This is a genomic window from Clavibacter sp. VKM Ac-2873 (assembly GCF_015351075.1).
GTDB lineage: Bacteria > Actinomycetota > Actinomycetes > Actinomycetales > Microbacteriaceae > Clavibacter.
In genome coordinates this window covers 293750-311817 of record NZ_JADKRS010000002.1, presented here as the reverse complement: position 1 = coordinate 311817, position 18068 = coordinate 293750, and the positions used below count along the sequence as shown (strand labels likewise).

The 18068-nt window shown below is 73.8% G+C and carries 18 protein-coding genes; 2 read left to right on the top strand and 16 right to left on the bottom strand.

Translation table 11 applies throughout. The features are described 5' to 3' along the window. Positions 1 to 40: 40 nt before the first annotated feature. The 11 genes from ITJ44_RS08745 to ITJ44_RS08695 all read right to left on the bottom strand — a co-directional run bounded on the left by ITJ44_RS08745 (position 41) and on the right by ITJ44_RS08695 (position 10475). Positions 41 to 814, bottom strand: a complete 774-nt coding sequence (locus tag ITJ44_RS08745; protein ID WP_228494851.1) for a response regulator transcription factor — start codon at positions 812 to 814, stop codon at positions 41 to 43. Between the two features lie 70 nt (positions 815 to 884). Then, the gene (locus ITJ44_RS08740; protein WP_370551657.1) at positions 885 to 1700 is read right to left on the bottom strand and encodes a tetratricopeptide repeat protein; all 816 of its coding nucleotides are present in this window, start codon (positions 1698 to 1700) and stop codon (positions 885 to 887) included. A 158-nt stretch (positions 1701 to 1858) separates the two neighbouring features. Beyond that, complete coding sequence (locus ITJ44_RS08735; protein ID WP_194634637.1) at positions 1859 to 2887, bottom strand: TerC family protein; 1029 nt, start codon at positions 2885 to 2887, stop codon at positions 1859 to 1861. Between the two features lie 161 nt (positions 2888 to 3048). Next, entirely contained in the window at positions 3049 to 3987 is a 939-nt protein-coding gene (locus ITJ44_RS08730) for a PD40 domain-containing protein (protein ID WP_194634635.1), read from the bottom strand. After that, a complete protein-coding gene (locus tag ITJ44_RS08725) occupies positions 3984 to 5066 on the bottom strand; it encodes a sugar phosphate isomerase/epimerase (protein WP_194634633.1) in 1083 nt (360 codons plus the stop codon). The genes ITJ44_RS08730 and ITJ44_RS08725 overlap by 4 nt, the downstream gene beginning before the upstream one ends. Positions 5067 to 5179: 113 nt before the next feature. Continuing rightward, a complete protein-coding gene (locus ITJ44_RS08720) occupies positions 5180 to 5962 on the bottom strand; it encodes an ABC transporter permease (RefSeq protein ID WP_194634631.1) in 783 nt (260 codons plus the stop codon). Further along, on the bottom strand, positions 5959 to 6915 hold the full coding sequence (locus ITJ44_RS08715; protein ID WP_194634629.1) for an ABC transporter ATP-binding protein: 957 nt from the start codon (positions 6913 to 6915) through the stop codon (positions 5959 to 5961). Before ITJ44_RS08715 ends, ITJ44_RS08720 begins: the two co-directional genes overlap by 4 nt. Then, positions 6908 to 7957, bottom strand: coding sequence for a SagB/ThcOx family dehydrogenase (locus tag ITJ44_RS08710; RefSeq protein ID WP_194634627.1), 1050 nt, complete (start codon positions 7955 to 7957; stop codon positions 6908 to 6910). Before ITJ44_RS08710 ends, ITJ44_RS08715 begins: the two co-directional genes overlap by 8 nt. 76 nt (positions 7958 to 8033) lie before the next feature. Next, positions 8034 to 9305 (bottom strand): YcaO-like family protein, encoded by a 1272-nt coding sequence (locus ITJ44_RS08705; RefSeq protein ID WP_370551656.1) that lies wholly within the window; start codon positions 9303 to 9305, stop codon positions 8034 to 8036. Further along, a complete protein-coding gene (locus ITJ44_RS08700) occupies positions 9293 to 10240 on the bottom strand; it encodes a TOMM precursor leader peptide-binding protein (RefSeq protein ID WP_194634625.1) in 948 nt (315 codons plus the stop codon). Before ITJ44_RS08700 ends, ITJ44_RS08705 begins: the two co-directional genes overlap by 13 nt. A 10-nt stretch (positions 10241 to 10250) precedes the next feature. Beyond that, positions 10251 to 10475 (bottom strand): hypothetical protein, encoded by a 225-nt coding sequence (locus tag ITJ44_RS08695; RefSeq protein WP_194634624.1) that lies wholly within the window; start codon positions 10473 to 10475, stop codon positions 10251 to 10253. 183 nt (positions 10476 to 10658) lie between these two features. Between ITJ44_RS08695 and ITJ44_RS08690 the strand changes: the two genes are divergently transcribed. Together ITJ44_RS08690 and ITJ44_RS08685 are read left to right on the top strand one after the other, a co-directional pair. Then, positions 10659 to 11321: a YqaJ viral recombinase family protein gene (locus ITJ44_RS08690; protein WP_094131385.1), complete on the top strand. Its 663-nt coding sequence runs from the start codon at positions 10659 to 10661 to the stop codon at positions 11319 to 11321. 178 nt (positions 11322 to 11499) lie between these two features. Beyond that, the gene (locus ITJ44_RS08685; protein WP_370551655.1) at positions 11500 to 12552 is read left to right on the top strand and encodes an NADP-dependent oxidoreductase; all 1053 of its coding nucleotides are present in this window, start codon (positions 11500 to 11502) and stop codon (positions 12550 to 12552) included. A gap of 39 nt (positions 12553 to 12591) precedes the next feature. Here ITJ44_RS08685 and ITJ44_RS08680 read toward each other — a convergent pair whose 3' ends face one another. The 5 genes from ITJ44_RS08680 to ITJ44_RS08660 are packed head-to-tail and all read right to left on the bottom strand — an operon-like array spanning position 12592 to position 17921. Beyond that, on the bottom strand, positions 12592 to 13791 hold the full coding sequence (locus ITJ44_RS08680; RefSeq protein ID WP_194634622.1) for a serine hydrolase domain-containing protein: 1200 nt from the start codon (positions 13789 to 13791) through the stop codon (positions 12592 to 12594). Continuing rightward, positions 13788 to 14780, bottom strand: coding sequence for a glycosyl hydrolase family 32 (locus tag ITJ44_RS08675; RefSeq protein ID WP_194634620.1), 993 nt, complete (start codon positions 14778 to 14780; stop codon positions 13788 to 13790). The genes ITJ44_RS08680 and ITJ44_RS08675 overlap by 4 nt, the downstream gene beginning before the upstream one ends. Then, positions 14780 to 15604: a carbohydrate ABC transporter permease gene (locus ITJ44_RS08670; protein WP_012039470.1), complete on the bottom strand. Its 825-nt coding sequence runs from the start codon at positions 15602 to 15604 to the stop codon at positions 14780 to 14782. Before ITJ44_RS08670 ends, ITJ44_RS08675 begins: the two co-directional genes overlap by 1 nt. Continuing rightward, a complete protein-coding gene (locus ITJ44_RS08665) occupies positions 15604 to 16575 on the bottom strand; it encodes a carbohydrate ABC transporter permease (RefSeq protein WP_194634618.1) in 972 nt (323 codons plus the stop codon). Before ITJ44_RS08665 ends, ITJ44_RS08670 begins: the two co-directional genes overlap by 1 nt. Next, a complete protein-coding gene (locus ITJ44_RS08660) occupies positions 16572 to 17921 on the bottom strand; it encodes an ABC transporter substrate-binding protein (RefSeq protein ID WP_194634616.1) in 1350 nt (449 codons plus the stop codon). The genes ITJ44_RS08665 and ITJ44_RS08660 overlap by 4 nt, the downstream gene beginning before the upstream one ends. Between the last annotated feature and the right edge of the window lie 147 nt (positions 17922 to 18068).

Below are 18068 nucleotides of genomic sequence, written 5' to 3'. Positions count from 1 at the left end.
AGCGGCGCGCTGCCCCGCGGCGCGCTGCCCGGCGGCGTCGTCACTCCGCGGCCTTGAGCATGTAACCGCTGCCGCGCACCGTGTGGATCATCGGGTTCCGGCCGGCGTCGATCTTGCGCCGCAGGTAGGAGATGTAGATCTCGACCACGCTCGACTTGCCGCCGAAGTCGTAGCTCCACACCCGGTCGAGGATCTGCAGCTTGCTCAGCACGCGCCGCGGGTTGCGCATCAGGTACCGCAGCAGCTCGAACTCGGTGGCGGTGAGCTCGATGGGGTCGCCGGCGCGCGCGACCTCGTGGCTGTCCTCGTCGAGCGTGAGGTCGCCGATGCGGATCACGGGGTCGACGCTGTCGCTGACCACGAGGGTCGAGCGCCGGATGAGGCCGCGCAGCCGCGCCACGACCTCCTCGAGGCTGAACGGCTTGGTGACGTAGTCGTCGCCGCCCGCGGTGAGGCCCGCGAGCCGGTCGTCGAGCGAGTCCTTCGCCGTGAGGAAGAGCACGGGGATGTCCTCGGCGTCCGCGCGCAGCCGCGACAGCACCTGGAGGCCGTCGAGGTCGGGGAGCATGATGTCGAGCACCACGGCGTCGGGCTTGAACTCGCGCGCGGCGGCGAGCGCCTGGTGCCCGTTCTCAGCCGTGCGGATCTGCCAGCCCTCGTAGCGCAGCGCCATCTGGAGCAGGTCGGTGAGGGACGCCTCGTCGTCGACGACGAGCACCCGGATGGGCGACCCGTCGGCGCGCGTGAGGCGGGGCTGCGGGGCGGCGGCGGGCTGGAAGCCGGAGGGCGGGGTGGTGGTCACGGGATCCATCATCCGCATGTTCCTATGAAGCGGCCATGAGGTGGCCATGCGCGGGCTTCGACGGCCAGCGCGAGGGTGGGCCTCAGAACGGGAGGGGGCCGCCGCTCCGGAGGCCCTCCGTGACGAGACCCACGATGGCGATGGCCAGGACGGCGCCGCCGATGATCCAGGGGGCCACGTCGACGTCGGCCGGCGACGGTCGGCGCCCGAGTCGTTCGCGCTCCACCACCCACAGCGTGACGGCCCGGGCGACGCACGCGACCGCGAGCAGCGCGAGGGTCAGGACCACCGTCCAGCGGGCCAGGGCGGTGACGCTCGCGCCGAAGAGCGCGCCCACCCACACCACGATGACGCCGAGGACGAGGAGGGCCCCGCTGATGAACCAGAGCGCATCGGAGACGTGCTCGACCGCGTCGGAAGCACGGTGTGCGCGGGGTGGGCGGTCCGCGCGCGGATGCGGGAGCCCCGCCCGCGTGCGCGCCGCCTTCCGCTGCCACCGGGTCGTTCGCGCCGGGTCGGCGAAGTCGGCGCGGTGCATCTCGATCGCGGGCATCAGCGCCGCCACCTCCGCGTGCAGATCGGCATCCGCGGGCAGCGCCAGGTACCCGCCGATCTCGTGGTCCGCGATGCCGGTGTGCGCGATCATGCGCGCGAGGCGGTCACGCTCCACCTCCGTGTTCCAGCCGGGCGACGCGATGCCCCAGCGGCCGGCCTGGTCGGGCGCGACGAGCTCGCGGTACAACCCGGCGAGGGCCAGTCGGGCACCGGTGTCGCGGGGCTCGTCACGGAGGTGCCCCTTGAGGAGGGCGAGGGCCTCGGCCCGGTCGCCCGCGTCCCAGAGGAGTCGGGCGCGGTTCGGGGCGTCGTCGGTGGCGGAGGCGTCGGGGTCGTCGGGCACCGGCCGATGCTGCCAGGTCAGCGCCCGAGGCGAGCGGGGAGCGCACGGACGGGACCACCGGCAACGTCGGCGTCGTGGGTCGAGGACGTGCTCGCGGACGACGACGGGCCCGGCGCGTGGTGCGCCGGGCCCGCCGTCGTGCCGTTCGTGCGGGAGGGCTAGTGCTCCTCCTCCGTCGCGCGCGTGACGGTCTCGCCGTCCACGCTCGCGCGGTCCTCCTTCTGCCTGTCGCCGCGGGTCTTCGCGAGGCTCGCGACGGTGGCGACCGTGATGGTCGCGCCGATGAAGAGGAGCGAGAACCAGATCGGGATCTCCGGGGCCCACTCGATGTTCCGGCCGCCGTTGACGAAGGGCAGCTCGTTGACGTGCATCGCGTGCAGCACGAGCTTGAGGCCGATGAACGCGAGGATCACCGCGAGGCCCTGCGACAGGTACACGAGGCGCTCGAGCAGCCCGCCGATGAGGAAGTACAGCTGGCGGAGGCCCATCAGCGCGAAGGCGTTCGCAGTGAACACGATGTACGCCTCGTTCGTCAGGCCGTAGATCGCGGGGATCGAGTCGAGCGCGAACACCAGGTCGACGAAGCCGATCGCGATGACGCAGAGCAGGAGCGGGGTCACGAAGCGCTTGCCGTCGATCTTCGTGGTGAAGCGGTCGCCCACGAAGTCGTCGTGCACGGGGAGGATCCGGCGGGCGATGCGCACGAACAGGTTGTCCGCCGCGTTGCCGCCGTGGTCGCCCTTGATCTGCTGGTACGCGAGCACGAACAGCAGCGCGCCGAAGATGTAGAAGACCCAGGAGAAGTTCTCGATGAGCGCGGCGCCGAGCGCGATGAAGCCGGCCCGCATGATCAGGGCGATGACGATGCCGATCATCAGCACCTTCTGCTGGTACTTCCGCGGCACCGCGAACCCGGTCATGATCAGCAGGAACACGAACAGGTTGTCGATCGACAGGGCCTTCTCGGTGAGGTAGCCGGCGAAGTACTGACCGCCGAGGTCCCAGCCGCTCGTGACGCCGATGCCGACGCCGAAGATCAGGGCGAGGCCGATGTAGAAGGCCGACCAGCGGGCGGACTCGCCGATGGTGGGCTCGTGCGGCTTCCGCACGTGGGTGAAGAACTCGTAGACGAAGAACGCGATGGTGACCGCGATCGTGATGAGCCAGGTGGTCGTGGTGATGTTCACGGGGGTCTCCGGGAATGAGGCCGACGGGAGATCGGGACGGCGGGTGGCGCGGATCCCCATGATCCCATGCGGCATCTCCCCGACCCGGGGAAATCCCTGCGGCTACGCTCCGCGGATCGTGCGTGCCGCGGGGCCCTCGCCCCGGGCCGATGTCTGCCCGGTCAGGTCAGGCTCGGCGCCTCGAAGGGGTAGGCGACGTACGCGAACCGGCGGGAGTCGGGCGCCCAGCTGGTGACGTTGATGGTGCCCTGGCCGCCGGGGAAGGCGGCGAGGTCGCGCGTGCGGTGGCTCTGCCGGTCGATGAGCCGGAGGATCACGTCGCGGTCGGCCGGGTGGCCGAGCGTGCCGGGCGGGAAGGAGAGGTAGACGATGTGCTCGCCGTCGGGCGACGGGTGCGGGAACCAGTTGACGCGCTCGTCGGAGGTGAACTGGTGCGTGTCGGTGCCGTCGACGCGCATGGTGAACAGCTGCGCGTGGCCAGGCAGGTCGGATCCGCGCTCCGAGTTGAAGTAGAGCCAGCCGCCGTCGGGCGAGAACTCGGCGCCGTCGTCGGGGAAGCCGTCGTCGGTGAGCTGCGTGGTGGGGCCGCCGTCGACGGGCACGAGGTGGATGTTCGTGGTCCACTCGCCGCGCGCGTCGACCTGGCCGCCGATCACGCTGAGCATCGAGCCGTCGGGCGAGACGCCGTGCAGGTAGTTCTTGAAGCGGAGCGCCGGATCCCGATCGGCCGTGATCCGCCGGCCGTCGCCGCCCGCGCCGTCGTTCCACGGGATGGCGTAGAGGTGGCCGTCGCGGCCGGAGACGTAGACGTGCGCGCCGTCGGGCGACATGACGTGGTCGTTGTTGATGGGCGGGACGCCGCCGAGGTCGACGGCCTGGAAGTCGACCGCGGGCTCGGGGAGGTCCGGATCCGGCTCCTCGACCTCGGGCGCGCGCAGCCGCCAGAGGCCGCCCTCCGCGTTCACGACGAGCCAGCGTCCGTCGGGCGTCCAGTTCGGCGCCTCGATGTGCAGCACGGCCGACTCGGCGACCATGCGCTCGGCGCCCGTCTCCACGTCGACGACGAGGAGGCGGGCCAGCTGGCCGTCGCGCAGGGTCACGCGGCCGATCCGGCGGGGTCGTCGGTCGCGGAAGCGGAAGCGGAAGCGGAAGCGGCCGGAGCGTCGTCGCGGTTGGCCGCGAACGCCGAGTCGAAGAGGCTGTCGGGCGTCGGCCAGAGGAGGGAGCGCACCTGCGCGAGGGCGTCGGGTGCTCCGTGCAGGCGGTCCATCCCCGCATCCTCCCACTCGACGGAGACGGGACCGTCGTACCCGATGCTGCGGAGCGCCCGGAAGGCGCGCTCGAACGGGACGTCGCCGTGCCCGACGGAGACGAAGTCCCAGCCGCGGCGCGGGTGCCCCCAGGGGAGGTGGGAGCCGAGCCGCCCGCCGCGGCCGTCGGAGGTGACCCGCGTGTCCTTGGCGTGCACGTGGTAGATCCGGTCGGCGAAGTCGAGGAGGAAGCCGACGGGGTCGATGCCCTGCCACATCATGTGGCTCGGGTCCCAGTTGAGGCCGAAGCCGGGACGGTGGCCGATCGCCTCGAGCGTGCGGCGGGTGGTCCAGTGGTCGTAGGCGATCTCGCTCGGGTGCACCTCGAGCGCGTACCGCACGCCCTCGTCGTCGAACACGTCGATGATCGGGTTCCAGCGGTCGGCGAAGTCCTGGTAGCCGGCGTCGATGACCGACTGCGGCACGGGCGGGAACATCGCCACGTACGGCCAGATGCGGGATCCGGTGAAGCCCGTCACGCGCGTGACCCCGAGCCCCGCGGCCGCCTTCGCGGTGAGCTTCAGCTCCTCCGCCGCGCGCTGTCGCACGCCTTCGGCCCGCCCGTCGCCCCACACCTTGGAGCGGAGGATCGCCTGGTGCCGGAAGTCGATCGGGTCGTCGCACACGGCCTGGCCGGTGAGGTGCTGCGAGAGCGCGTGCACCTCGAGGCCGTGGCGCTCGAGGATCTCGCGGCGGCCGTCGAGGTAGGCCGGATCCTCGGCCGCGCGCCACACGTCGAGGTGCTCGGCGGAGCACGCGATCTCGAGGGCGTCGAAGCCCCAGCCGCTCGCGAGCCGCGCGACCTCCTCCAGCGGCAGGTCGGCCCACTGGCCGGTGAAGAGCGCTACGGGCGTGGTGATCTGGGGCATGGTTCCCTCTCGTCGACGGTGACGGTGCGGTGCGGTGCGTGCGGTGACGCGGCCCGGTGACGGCGCGCGGGATCCACGCTACACACCGGGCCGCGCCCGCTCACGGGCCGCCGTCAGCGAAAGTTCGCCGACTGCGTGCGCTGGTACCCGGCGAGCGTGATGCCGCCGAGCAGCACCGCCCAGGCCGCGAGGAGGATCAGCGGGATCCCCATCATCGCGGTGTCGTGTCGGGCGGCGGCGCTCGTCAGCGTGCTCCACGCGCCGGTGGGGAGCAGGACCGTGAGGGACTCCCAGGGCGTGCCGCTCGTGTCGCCGCCCGTGAACAGTCCGCCCGCGAACGACAGGGGCAGGTACACGAGGTTGGCGAGGCCGAGCGCGCCGCGGGCGGGGAACCAGTACCCCATCGCCAGCCCGAGCAGCGCCATGGGGACGGCCCCGGCCAGCACGGCGAGCGCGACGGCCGCGAAGGTCGCCGCGTCGACCCGCACCCCGCCGGCCGTGAACCCGACGACCGCCACGGGGATCACGAACAGCACCCCGAAGACGCACGCGACCGTGAGCTTGGCGGCGAGCCGGATCCACGCGGGCACCGGCGCCGTGAACAGCCACCGCTCCCACGGCGACTCCCGGGCCGACGCGACGCCCACGCCGAACTGGAACGTCACCGTCCCGAGCACCGAGAACAGCACGTAGCCGAGCAGCACGCTGAGACGCGCGCTCGGCGACCCGCCCATCGGCAGGCCGACGACCGCGTAGATGAGCACGGGGTAGGCGAGCAGCGGGAGCACGAACGCGGGCATGCGCGCGTTCTGCGCGAGCTCGCTCACGACGTGGGCGCGGTAGATCGCCAGCCGGCGCGCGGCGGTGGGACGGGCGGGCGTCGAGGCGGCGGTCATCGGATGCATCCCGCCGGATCCGCGGCGCGGGACGGATCGGGCGGGACGGCCTCCGCGCCACCCGCCAGCACGCGCTCCACGATCTCGCCGAGACCGGGCTCGACGACCGTGAGGCGGGGCTGCGACACGGCGGCGAGCACGAGCCCCGCGACGACGTCCGAGCGATCCGTGTCGATGACCCACCGGATCCGCTCGAGGCCGCGGGGCTCCTCCCCCGCCTCGGGCACCGCACCGGACGACCGGAGGCGCCGCGCCTCGGCGACGGTCGCGTCGAAGCCCACCCGCCGCACACCGGCCAGCCCGCGGAAGTCGGCCGCGGTCCAGTGGCCGACGACCCGCCCGTGGTCGAGGCAGACCACGGTGTCGGCGAGCGCCGCGACCTCCTCCATGTCGTGCGACGCGAGGAGCACCGTGCGCCCGGAGTCGCGGACCGCGGCGATGGCGTCGCGCACGGCGGCCCGGCCGGGGATGTCGAGCGCCGCCGAGGGCTCGTCGAGCACCACGACGGGCGTCCCCGCGCCGACCACGCACGCCAGCGCCACCCTCCGCCGCTCGCCGCCGCTGAGCCCGCCGGTCTGGCGCGACGCGAGCCGGTCGAGGTCGAACCGGTCGATGGCCGCGGCCGGCGTGAGCGCGGCGGCGTGCGGCACGAGGGCGAGCGCGAGCACCTCGCGCACCGTGAGGTACTCGGGGAACGCGAGCGCCTGCGGCATCACCGCGACGAGCGAGGCCGTGGGCCCGCCGCGCCGCACGTCGTGGCCGAGCACGCGCGCCCGGCCCGCGTCGGGGCGGCGCGTCGCGGTGAGCACGTCGATGGCCGTGGTCTTGCCGGATCCGTTCGGCCCGAGCAGCGCGTGCACGAGTCCCGGCGCGAGGGAGAAGCACGCGGCATCGAGCGCGCGCGTCCGGCCGAAGGTGCGGGTGATCCCCTCGAGCTCCACCGCGTCAGTCATGCGAGGCCTCCTCCTCGGCGAAGTGCCGCGCGCCGGCGGCCGCCGAGTGCGGGTGGTCGCGATGCACCGCGGCGGGAGCCAGCCCGTCCGGGGGCGCGGTGCCGCCCGGATCCGGACGCCCGCCCAGCGAGACCGCGTAGAGCGACGACTGCGTCACCCCGTCGAGCCCGAGCACGGCGTCGAGCTCGTGGTCGACGAAGCCGACCCAGCCGATCGACGGGAGCCCGAGCGCCGTCGCGACGAGCAGCGCGTTCTGCGCGACGTGCCCCGCCTCGAGCAGCGTGAGCCGGTAGCCGCGCAGGCCGTACTTCGTGCGGGAGCGCTCGAAGCTGCCGGTGATCACGATCGTCACGGCCGCCTGCTCGGCGAGGGGCGCCATGGCCGTCGGCGCGGCACGCCGGAAGCGCGCGAGCCGACCGGCCCGGTCGAGGCCGGACACGTCGACGAGCGCCTCCTCGAGCGGGTCAAGCTGGTGGATCCCCGCCGCGACGCCCTCGGCCGCCCGCACCACGACGTGCAGGTCGAGCGGGTAGAGCCCGCCGGCCGAGGGCACGAAGCGGCCGGTGCCGCCGTCGCCGCGCGGCCCGTAGGCGGCGCGCAGCACGGTCGCGAGCTCCGCGAGCGCGAGCGGCGCGGCGAGCTGCTCCGGATCCGCCGACCGGCGGGCCGCGATCGTCGCCCCGAGGCCGTGCGGCAGCGGCAGCGCCGGCGGCAGGGCGAGCGCCGGGAGCAGGCGCGGCGCGCTCGTGGCGCCGCCCGGTCCCGCGTCCGCGACGCCCTGCGCCTCCTGCGCCAGCTGCTGCGCGTACCGCACGTCGGTCCAGCCGGGGTGGGTGATGCGCGTGATCTTGGACGCCTCGTGGAAGTCCTCGGCGAGGTCGCCCGCCGCCCGCTCGACCGCGCCGCCGACGCTGAAGATCGGGCCGACGCTGCCGGCGGACGCCGACGCCGGTGCCGGTGCCGGACCGGGTTCCGCGCCCGTCCCGGCTCGGCCGTCCTCCGCCGTGCGCGCGGGCGCTGTGCCGATGTCGGTGATGCTCATGGGGTCCTCCTGATGGTGCGGGCGCGATGGCGCGCATCGGCTCGCGATGGCATGGACGCGGGGCGGCGGGGCGCCCTCACGGGAACGGGTGCGGGACGCCGACGAGGTCGGCCGGGCTCAGGATCGCGGGCCCGTCCCGCCACCGCCGGTAGAGCCGCGGATGCCCGAGGAACCGGGCGTCGTGCCGCACGTCGAGCGCGACCAGGTGAGGGCTCAGCGCGCGGACGACGTGGAAGCCGGCGGCGCGCACCTCCGGCGCGGTGATCTCGGACAGCAGCACCTCGATCCCCTCCCGATGCAGCCCCTCCACGACCTCTCCCCAGCTCGACGGCCCGCTCACGGACGCCACGGACTCGACCGATGCGTCCAGGGCGGCGGACAGCGGGCGGGCCGACGGCGCGCAGTGCAGGCGCACGTGGTCCTCGAACTCGACGACCGCGGACGGCTCGACGGGCGGCAGGGGCAGCAGGCGCAGGCACCAGTTGTGGGTGTGGACCGCCTCGCGCACGGCGTTGAGCGCGGCGCGGTCGAGCCGGAAGTCGGCCGCGCAGCCCACCGCGACGCCGATGCGGTCGCTCCGCATCACCGCGAGGAGCACGGGCACGTCCGCCGCGGCGTCCAGCACGCGCAGCGAGAACGCGGCGCCGAACCTCCCGCAGAGCTCCTCCAACCGCGCGAGCTCGCGCCGGGTCGCCTCGGTGAGGCGGGGGCTGGCGCGCCAGTCGAACGCGGGCGGCGTGGATCCGCGCAGCCACGCCCGCTGGAACGCGTCGCGCTCGATGAGCTCGAGGATCGCCCGACCGGCCGCGAAGCCGAACGTGGGCCCGGCCGCGACGCCGGACGAGGTGGCCGGTTCGAGGTGCCGCTCACGGTGGCCGTCGGCCGCGTGCGGGTCGTCGAAGACCACCATCTGCGCGGGGACGTGCACCTGCCGCCCGCCGTGCATCGACCGCGCCGGGAGCCAGGTGAGGAGGTCGCCCCGCTCGGCACGCTCGAACGAGAACGCCGCGTCCTCGCGCTGCGCCGGGTGGAAGCGCTGGAACGCATCGGGCTCGACCTGGCGGGCGTCGGAGCCCAGCGGCGCGCGGAACGCTCCCCGGCCGCCGGCCAGGGAGAGGCGCTCCACCGCCTCGCCCACGCACGACCTCCGCGCGTCCGCCGCGCTGCCGCCCGGCCCCATGCTGAACCCCTCCGTGGCGATGCCCGCGAGGAAGCCCGTGTCGGCCGTGCGTGCGGAGTGCAGCGCGTCGGGGATGGCGTCCGGCGTGAACGCCATGGGATGCGAGTACGCGACGAGCCCGGTGAACGGGCTCACCACGTCGGCCCCCGCCGTCCTCAGGCGCGCCACGGCGACACCACCCCCGCGTACGGCCGCGGCCCGCACGTGCCGCAGCGGGCGACGCGGAAGACCGGATGCGCCTCCGCCGACAGCACCTTCGGCTCGACCACGAGCACTGTGCTCGCCACGAGCCAGTCGCGCGCGAAGACCCACCGGGCGGCGTACCGCGCGGCGAAGCCTGCCGCGATGGCGTCGAGGCCGGGATCGCGGCGGACGGGCGCGACCGCGTCGGCGACCCCCGCGTGGTCCGCGGCGAATGGCGTGGTCGAGGCCCAGCGCAGGGCGACGCACTCGTGGCACGGCCCCTCGTCCGGCACGACGACCGGGCCGACGAGCTGGAAGCGGCCGTCGAACGGGTGGATGGGGAGCCAGTCGCGACCGGCCGCGTGCATCCGGTCGCCCACCTCCCGGAGGGCCCGCCGGCTGCCGGCCGCGATGACCAGGTCGGCGTCGGTCTCGTCCGTGAGCTCCGCCGAGGGCAGCGCCTCGGCCAGCGAGGTGAGCAGGGTCGGGATGGCGTCGCCGACCAGGGCGACGCGCGCGGGGGTGCGCGGATCCCGGGGGCGGCCGAGGCCCGTGCGGTCGCCGCCGTTGCGCCGCGCCTCGTCGAGCACGTGCGCGAGCTCGGCCTGGGCGGGGTCGTCGAGGCGGCCCACGGGATCGGGCGCGGCGTCGGCGGCGGGCCGCGTGGGCACGCCCACGACGACGTCGCGCACGACGAGCTCGTCGACGAGGTCGGCCACGACCGGCGCGTGCACGCCGAACGCACCGTCGACGTCCGCGCGCGTGAAGGGACGGGAGAGGAGCCGCGACACCGCGGAGACGGCGTCGCCGGAGGGCAGCTGCAGGGAGACCAGCTCGCGACCGCCGAGGAGGTGGAGGGTGTCCTCCACCTCCCCGACGGCGTAGCGGGGACTCACCGAGTAGGTCGTCGACGGGTCCATGGCGGAGGCGTCAGCGAGGCTGCTGCTTGCTGCTGCACGAGCAGCACGTGCTGCAGCAGAGGGTGACGTCGGCCATCACGACCTCCGCCTCCCGCCCGCGGTGCGTGATGGTGAAGCCGAACGCCTCGGCGAGCAGGGCGTCGGCGCGCGCGGCGTCGACCTCCTCGACGCGCGTGGGCGCCTCCGCGAGCGCCGATGCTCCCGTGCTGGACGGTCCTTCCATGAGCAGGGTCATGCCGTTTCCTCTCTCCGTGCTGGTGATGGGTGGGTGGGACGACGCCTTTCTAGCACGATCTTCCGCGCCCTGGGCAGATGCGCATCACCTGTTGACAACGGACGCCGGAGGCCGGAGGATCCGCCCGCGTCGGGGCGGGCCGTGGCCGATCCGGAGCGTACCCTGGAGCCCGTGACGGACGAGATGCTGGCCTTCCCCTGGGAGGACGACCTCGCCCCCGCGACCCCCGCGCCGCCGCCTCCGCCGCCGCACCTGACGCGCATCGTCGCCCACTCGTCGGATCGGGTCGCCTGGCTCCGCGCCCGCAGCTTCGGCATCACCGCGACCGACGTGGCACGCCTCGCGACCGACGCGTCCCTGCAGGCCGTCGCGCTCGAGAAGCTCTACGGATCCGGCTTCGGCGGCAACCGCTACACCGACCACGGCCGGGAGCGCGAGCCGGAGATCGCCCGCTGGGTCGAGGCCGAGCACGGCATCGTGCCGAGCGCGCACCTGTTCCACGCGGAGGGGCAGCGCCGCCACCTCGCCACTCCCGACGGCGTGGGCCTGCGGGCGGACGGCCGGCTCGAGCTCGCGGAGATCAAGACGACCGCGAAGCCGTGGCGCAGCATCCCGCGCAACTACCTGCGGCAGATCTGGTGGCAGCAGTACGTGCTGGGCGCCGAGCGCTCGCTCATCGTCTGGGAGCAGCACGTGGACTTCGTGCCCGTGCACGACATCCCGAAGTGGAAGTGGATCGACCGCGACGAGGCCGAGATCGCCGCGCTCGTGGCGCGCGCGAACGACCTCATCGCGCTCATCGTGCGGATGGCGAACGCGCCGGCGGGAGCCCGGGGCCTGGCCTGATCCGCGCCGGTCCGTCACGCGTGCGGCGTGACGGCACCGCCCCGTCGTCGAGTGCCCTCGGCATTCTTCTCGCCCGGGGAACACCGCGGAAACACGCCCGACTCACGCGGCGACTTCACTGGACGAGCGGGGGCAGGTGGGACCCACCATGCCGCCGCGTTCCGAGGGGGGTCGCACGATGAGCCAGGTCGTCCAGTCGAGAGCAGGCGTCGCCGCGGCGGCGGAGCGGGACCGGGCGGCTGCCGCGGTCGCCCTGGCGCCGCACGGGGAGACCATGCGCGCGGTCGTCGTCACCGAGACCGGCGGACCCGACGTCCTGCACGTCGCGGACGTGCCGGTGCCGCAGCGCCTCGACTCCGAGGTGCTCGTCAAGGTCGTCGCGGCGGGCGTGAACCCCATCGACCTGCGGCTGCGCGCCGGCGAGCCCGGCGGGCCGATGCTCGGGAGCCTGCCCGCGGTGCTCGGCCGCGACTTCAGCGGCGTCGTCGTCGAGTCGCCCTACGAGGACCACGCGCTGCATCCGGGCGACGAGGTGTTCGGCCTGGCCATGGTGCCGCGGATGCCCGGCAGCTACGCCCCCTACATCGCCGTCCCGAGCGTCAGCCTCGCCCGGAAGCCCGCCCGGCTCTCCCACGTCGAGGCCGCGGCGACTCCCGTGAGCGCCCTCACCGCGTGGGGCATGGTCGTCGACATCGGCCGTGCCCACGAGGGCCAGGTCGTGCTGATCCACGCCGGCGCGGGCGGCGTCGGCCACTTCGCGGTCCAGTTCGCGCGGCACTTCGGCGCGCGGGTCGTCGCGACGGGCTCGCCCCGCAACGTCGACTGGCTGGCGGACCTCGGCGCCGACGAGGTCATCGACCGCTCGCAGGTGCGCTTCGAGGACGTGCTCGCCGACGTGGACGTGGTGATCGACCTGGTGGGCAACTGCTCCGACGACACCGGCACGCGCTCGCTGCAGGTCCTCCGCCGCGGCGGCCTCCTGGTCAGCGCGCCCGTGCGCGGCTGGCCGACGCTCGTGCAGGACGCGGCCGCGGTCGGCGTGCGCGCCACCCACTACGAGGTCGCGCCCGACGGGCAGAAGCTCGCGGTGATCTCCCGGCTGCTCGAGTCGGGCGACATCAAGGTCTACGTCGACGAGGTCTTCGACCTGGAGGACGCTGCCGAGGCGCACCGCCACATGGAGAGCGGGCACGCCCGCGGCAAGGTCGTCCTCAACGTGGCCCGGGGCTGATCCGTCCCTGCCGTCCCGGCCGCCCCGGCCGTGCGGCGCTCAGCGCGCCAGCGCCTCCCGCAGCGCGTCCACGATCCGGGTCCCCCGGTCGTCGTCGGCCTCCATGCGGTTGGTGAGGAACGCGAAGCCCACCCGGTGCTCGACGTCGGCGAAGGCCACCTGGCCGCCGGCGCCGTCGTGGCCGAGGCTGCCGGATCCGAGGTAGCGGCGCGCAGCGGAGTCGAGCTGGAAGCCCATGCCCCACCGCGGCCACGGCCCCGGCACGTCGAACGCGGGCGGCTCGTCGCCGCCGGAGACGGCGCGGGTCGCGAGGCGGATCGTGTCGTCGTCGAGCAGGCGCACGCCGGCGGTCTCCACGACCACGGCCGACCAGATGGCCGCGACCGCGTGGGCCGTGCCGATCCCGCCGGCGCCGGGGACCTCCGCGGCCTGCACGTCCGCGCGGGAGAAGCCCGCGTCGTCGCCCACGAGCTCCAGGGGCAGCGCGCCCCCGAGGGTGAGCGCGCGCATCGGCAGGTCGGATCCGCCCGCCGCCACCCCCGCCCGCTGCCCGGAGGCGTGCTGCCGCAGCGTCGTGCCCACGCGCATCCGCGCGACGCGCCCGCTGACCTCGGGCAGGATCCCTATCCACGCGTCCACCCCCAGCGGCCGGGTCGCGAGCGCCTGCAACCACGCGCCGGGCATGAGCCCGGTGACCCTCCGCACGATCTCGCCCGTCAGCCAGCCGTGCGTGATCGCGTGGTACGCCCAGGCGGCACCGGGCTCCCACCGCGGCTCCTCCGCCGCGAGGAGCGCGGTCGCCCGATCCCAGTCGACGACGTCGGCCAGCGTCCAGTCCCCGCGCGGCGCCGCGAGCCCGGCCCGGTGGGCGAGCGCGTCGGCGACCCGCGTGCCCGCCTTGCCCGCCCGCGCGAACGCGGGCCACAGGTCGGCGACAGGCTGGTCGTAGCGGAGCCGCCCGTCCTGCACGAGGCGCGCGACGAGGATCGACATGATCCCCTTCGTGGCGGAGAACAGCACGCTCGGGGTGTCGAGCCCCCACGGGCGCCCGGTCACGTCGTCGGCGACGCCGCCCGCGAGGTCCACCACGACATCGCCGCGGTGCCGGATCGAGAGCGCCCCGCCCGTCCCCGTGTCGGAGGCGACGGCCTCCGCGAACGCGCGCCGCACGCCCTCGAAGCCGGGGGCGACCCAGCCGGTCACGCCGTCGGCGCGCGTCCCGACGCCCGCGGCGGTCACGACGCGGGCCCGGCGGATCCCACGACCAGCTGCCCGGCCGCATCCCACCGCACGGGCAGCGGATCCGGGATGCGCCCGACGAACCGGCCGTCGGCGCCCACGTCCTCGAACCCGAGGAGCGCGGGGCCGGTCGGCGTCCGCACGATGCGCGCGGCGTAGAGACCCTCGCCGTGCAGGAGCCGGGCGCGCCCGATGTCGACGGGACGGCCGAACGGCTGGTCGTCATCGAGCGGCACCGCGAAGACGCCGCCCTCCTGCCCGGTGCGCGCGCCGGCGAGGTCGGATCCCGCGCACGAGAACACGAGCACCCGCCGGCCCTCGACCTCGGCGACCTGCAGCACCTCGAGCTGCGCGAACCCGGCGCCGGGCGCGCTGAGCGGCGGAGCGGCCGTCCACGTCGCGAGGTCGGGCGAGACGGCCTGCCCCACGACGCCGCGGTCGAGCGGGTCCGCCCCGGCCTCGGATGCGTCCGCCCGGGACCTGGCCGTGACGAGCATGCGCCAGCCGTCGCCCGCGGGGTCGGGGTCGACCCAGGGATCCCGCCACGCCTCCTCGCGCCAGGTGCCGTCGGCGAGCGTCTCGTACCAGCGCGGGTCGGCCGACAGCGCGGACCCGGCCGCCTTCTCCCACCGGTGCAGGTCGGGCGAGGTCGCCTGCAGCACGGTCTCCACGTTCACGCCCGCGTCGTCCCGCGGGAACACCGAGCCCGTGTACGACATGCGCCAGAGGCCCGACGGGTCGCGCGTCACGCTGCCCGTCCACGTGGCCGACGCGTCCGGCGACCCGGCCGGGCCGTGCTCGAGCACGACGCCGTGGTCGGTCCACGTCACGAGGTCGGTGGAGGTCGCGTGGCCCACGGCGGCGTTGCGGTGCCGGAGGTCCGGATCCCCGAGCGCGGTCGGCGCGTGCAGGTAGAAGAGGTGCGTGGTGTCGCCGTCGACGGCCGTCCATGAGTCCCAGACCCAGTGCCCGGGCAGCGCGAACGCCATCAGCCCTTCACCGCGCCCTGGAGGAGCGCCGCGATGAACTGCCGCTGGAAGATCACGTACACGATCACCGTGGGCAGCATCACGATCAGCGACGCCGCGAAGAGCAGCGGCAGCGCGTCGATGTACTGGCCCTGGAACGCGCCGAGCGCCCCGGCCATGGTGCGCTCGCTCGGATCGTCGATCATCACGAGCGGCAGCAGGAACTGGTTCCAGGTCCAGAGGAACAGGAGGATCCCGAGGGCCGAGAGCGCCGGCCGGGCGAGCGGCAGCTGGATGCTCCGGAACTCCTGCCAGATGCTCGCCCCGTCCACGCGCGCGGCCTCCGAGAGCTCGCGCGGCACGCCCACGAAGTGCGCGCGCATCCAGAACACGCTGAACGGCATGTACAGCCCGATGAGCGGGAGGATGACCGCCCACCTGGTGTTGATCAGGCCGAACCCGGTCATCTGGTAGTAGAGCGGGATGATGATCGCCTCGAACGGGATGGTCAGCCCGATGATCATGGCGACGAGCACGTACTTCCCGCCGGGCACCCGGAGGTTCCCGAGCGAGTAGCCCGCGAGCGTGGCGCAGACGAGGCTGACGGGCACGACCATCACCACGATGAACAGGCTGGAGAGCATCAGCGTGCCGATGTTCCCGACCGTGAACGCCGTCACGAAGTTCTCCCAGTAGGCCGGCGTGGGCCAGGAGAATCCGTTGGGCAGCGAGTCGGGCGACTGCAGCGCGGCGGTGAGCATGCTGGCGAAGGGCAGCAGGGTGAGCACGAGGACCGCGATCAGGAGGATGCGGCCCACGACGAGCTCGGTGCGGTTGACGATCATCAGTCGCGCTCCCTCGAGAGTCGTTGGACGGGGAGCACGAGCAGCAGCACGAACACGAGCAGCACCACGCCGAACGCGGACGCGAGGCCCACCTGGCTCTGCACGAACGCGAGCCGGAAGATCTCGATGCCGGGCACGAGCGTCGTGGTGCCCGGCCCGCCCTTGGTGGTCGTGTAGATGATGTCGAAGGTGCTCAGCGCGGCGATGACCGTGATGGTCACGAGCACCGCGATCTCCTGCCGGAGGCCCGGCAGGGTGATGGTGGCGAACTCGCGGAAGAAGCCGGCGCCGTCGAGCCGCACGGCCTCGTAGAGCGAGCCGTCGATCTTGCCCATGCCCGTGAGCAGCAGCACGGTGCAGAGGCCGGTGAGCACCCACGATCCGATGAGCCCGACCGCGGGCAGGGCCGTGGCGAAGTCGGCGAGCCAGGAGCGGGAGAGGAAGCCGAGCCCCACCGAGTCGAGGATGGAGTTGATGGTGCCGGACTGCGCGTACATCCACGACCACGCGATGCCCGCGGCGACGAGCGGCACGATCTGCGGCAGGAACAGGATGGTGCGCGAGATCGACGCGAAGGGCCCGGGCTTCATGCCGCGCAGGAGCGTGGCGAGCGCGAGCCCGGCGGTGATGGGGATCACCATGAAGAAGACCACGAGGACCAGCGCGTTGACGATGGGGGTCAGCAGCCGCGTGTCCGTGAAGATCTGCACGTAGTTGTCGAGGCCGATGAAGGTCGAGGCGCCGATCCCGTTCCACTTGTAGAACGAGTACTGCACCGCCGTGATGAGCGGCCAGACGACGAACGCGCCGTAGGCGGCCACGGCCGGCAGCAGCATGATCCAGCCGACGGTCGCGGTCCGACGCGCCTCGGGCCCGAGCCGGCGGCGCCGCGCGGGGACGCGGGACGGCCCCGCGGGGGCGGCGGCCGCTGCCGTCGCCCCCGCGGGGATCGTGCGCTCCGTGGTGCTCACTGTGCGGCGAGGTCCTGCTCGTAGAACTCCTGCGTGGCCTTCAGGAAGTCCGCGGGCGCCATCTTGTCGGTGAGCAGCAGCTGCTCGTTGGGCTGGAGCGAGCCCTGGTAGATGCCGGCCGTGCTGTTGGCCATGAAGTCGACGAAGCCGTCGTCGTCCCCCACCACCGCGGACAGCTCGAGGGCCTTCGCGATGAGGCTGCCCTCCTGGGCGGTCGGCAGCGCCTGGGCCGGGTCGCCGCCGGGCGACGCGCCCGTCACGTCGACCACGATCTGGCGCGCCTTCTCATCCGTCACGATCCAGTTCAGGAACGCGGCGACCACGTCGGCGTTCTTCGACTTCGCCGGGATCGCGAAGGTGTTGCCCGTGCCCATCGCGACGTGCTTCGCGCCCGCCTCGAGCGGCGGCACGAGGGCGAACTGCGCGCCGCCCTGGCCCAGCGCCTTCTCCACGTTAGCGGCGTCCCAGTTGCCGTCCCACATGAACAGCCCCTGGCCGGCCGAGAAGTTCGACACCATCGTCGTGTAGTTGATGGCGTTGACGTCCGGCGGGAGGTACCCGGCCTTCGCCCAGTCCTGGAACTTCGTGGCGCCCGCGAGCGCCGCGTCGGTCTGGATCGTCGCCCCCGGCTTGTTGTACATCCAGTCGACGAGGCCCTGCTTGTCGCCCTGCTGGTTGATGAGCGACTGCAGGATGAAGGTGCCGACGCCGTCCTGCATGCCGGTCTGGATGGGGAGCACGCCCGCGTCCTTCGCCTTCGCGAGGTCCGCCTCGAGCTCGTCCATGGTGGTCGGCATCTCGGAGATGCCCACCTGGTCGGCCAGCTTCTGGTTCATGTAGATGCCGGTGACGCTGTACCCGATGCCGAACTGCCACAGCGAGCCCTCGCCGCGCACGCCCTGGTCGTCCATCCGCGCTCCGGCGAGCTGGCCCGCCGGGAAGCGGTCCCAGCCGTACGCGTCGAAGTACGGGTCGAGGTTCGTGAGGAGCCCGTCCTTGACCGTGGTGCCGAGCGTCGAGAGGCGGATGAGGTCCGGGGCGTCGTCGCTCGCGAGGAGGCGCGGCGTGTTCGCGAGGAGGTTCTGGAAGCTGTCGCGGGTGATGTCGAACGTCACGTTCGGGTGCTGCTTCGTGAACTCGGCCGTGAGCTCGTCCGTGACCGGGAAGCCGGTCTCGTCCTGGATCCGGATGGTGACGTCGTCCGTGGGGATCGCGGTGCTGACGTCGCCCGCGGGGGCGGAGGCGACGGGCGCGCTGCCGGGGGCGCAGCTCGCGAGGGCGAGCGCCGAGATGGCGGCGGCGGCGGCGAGCGCTGCCGCGCGTCCCGCCCTTCTCATGGTGGACATGCCAGGTGACTCCTTCGTCAGGTGATGCAGGGCGGGGCGGGTGGGGCGCGTGGCCGCGGGCAGCGGTGCCCGCGGCGTGGGAGGGTGGTGATAAATCCATTTACCCGGTGCAGAAGATCATGCGCGCCGCCGCTCCTGGTGTCAACC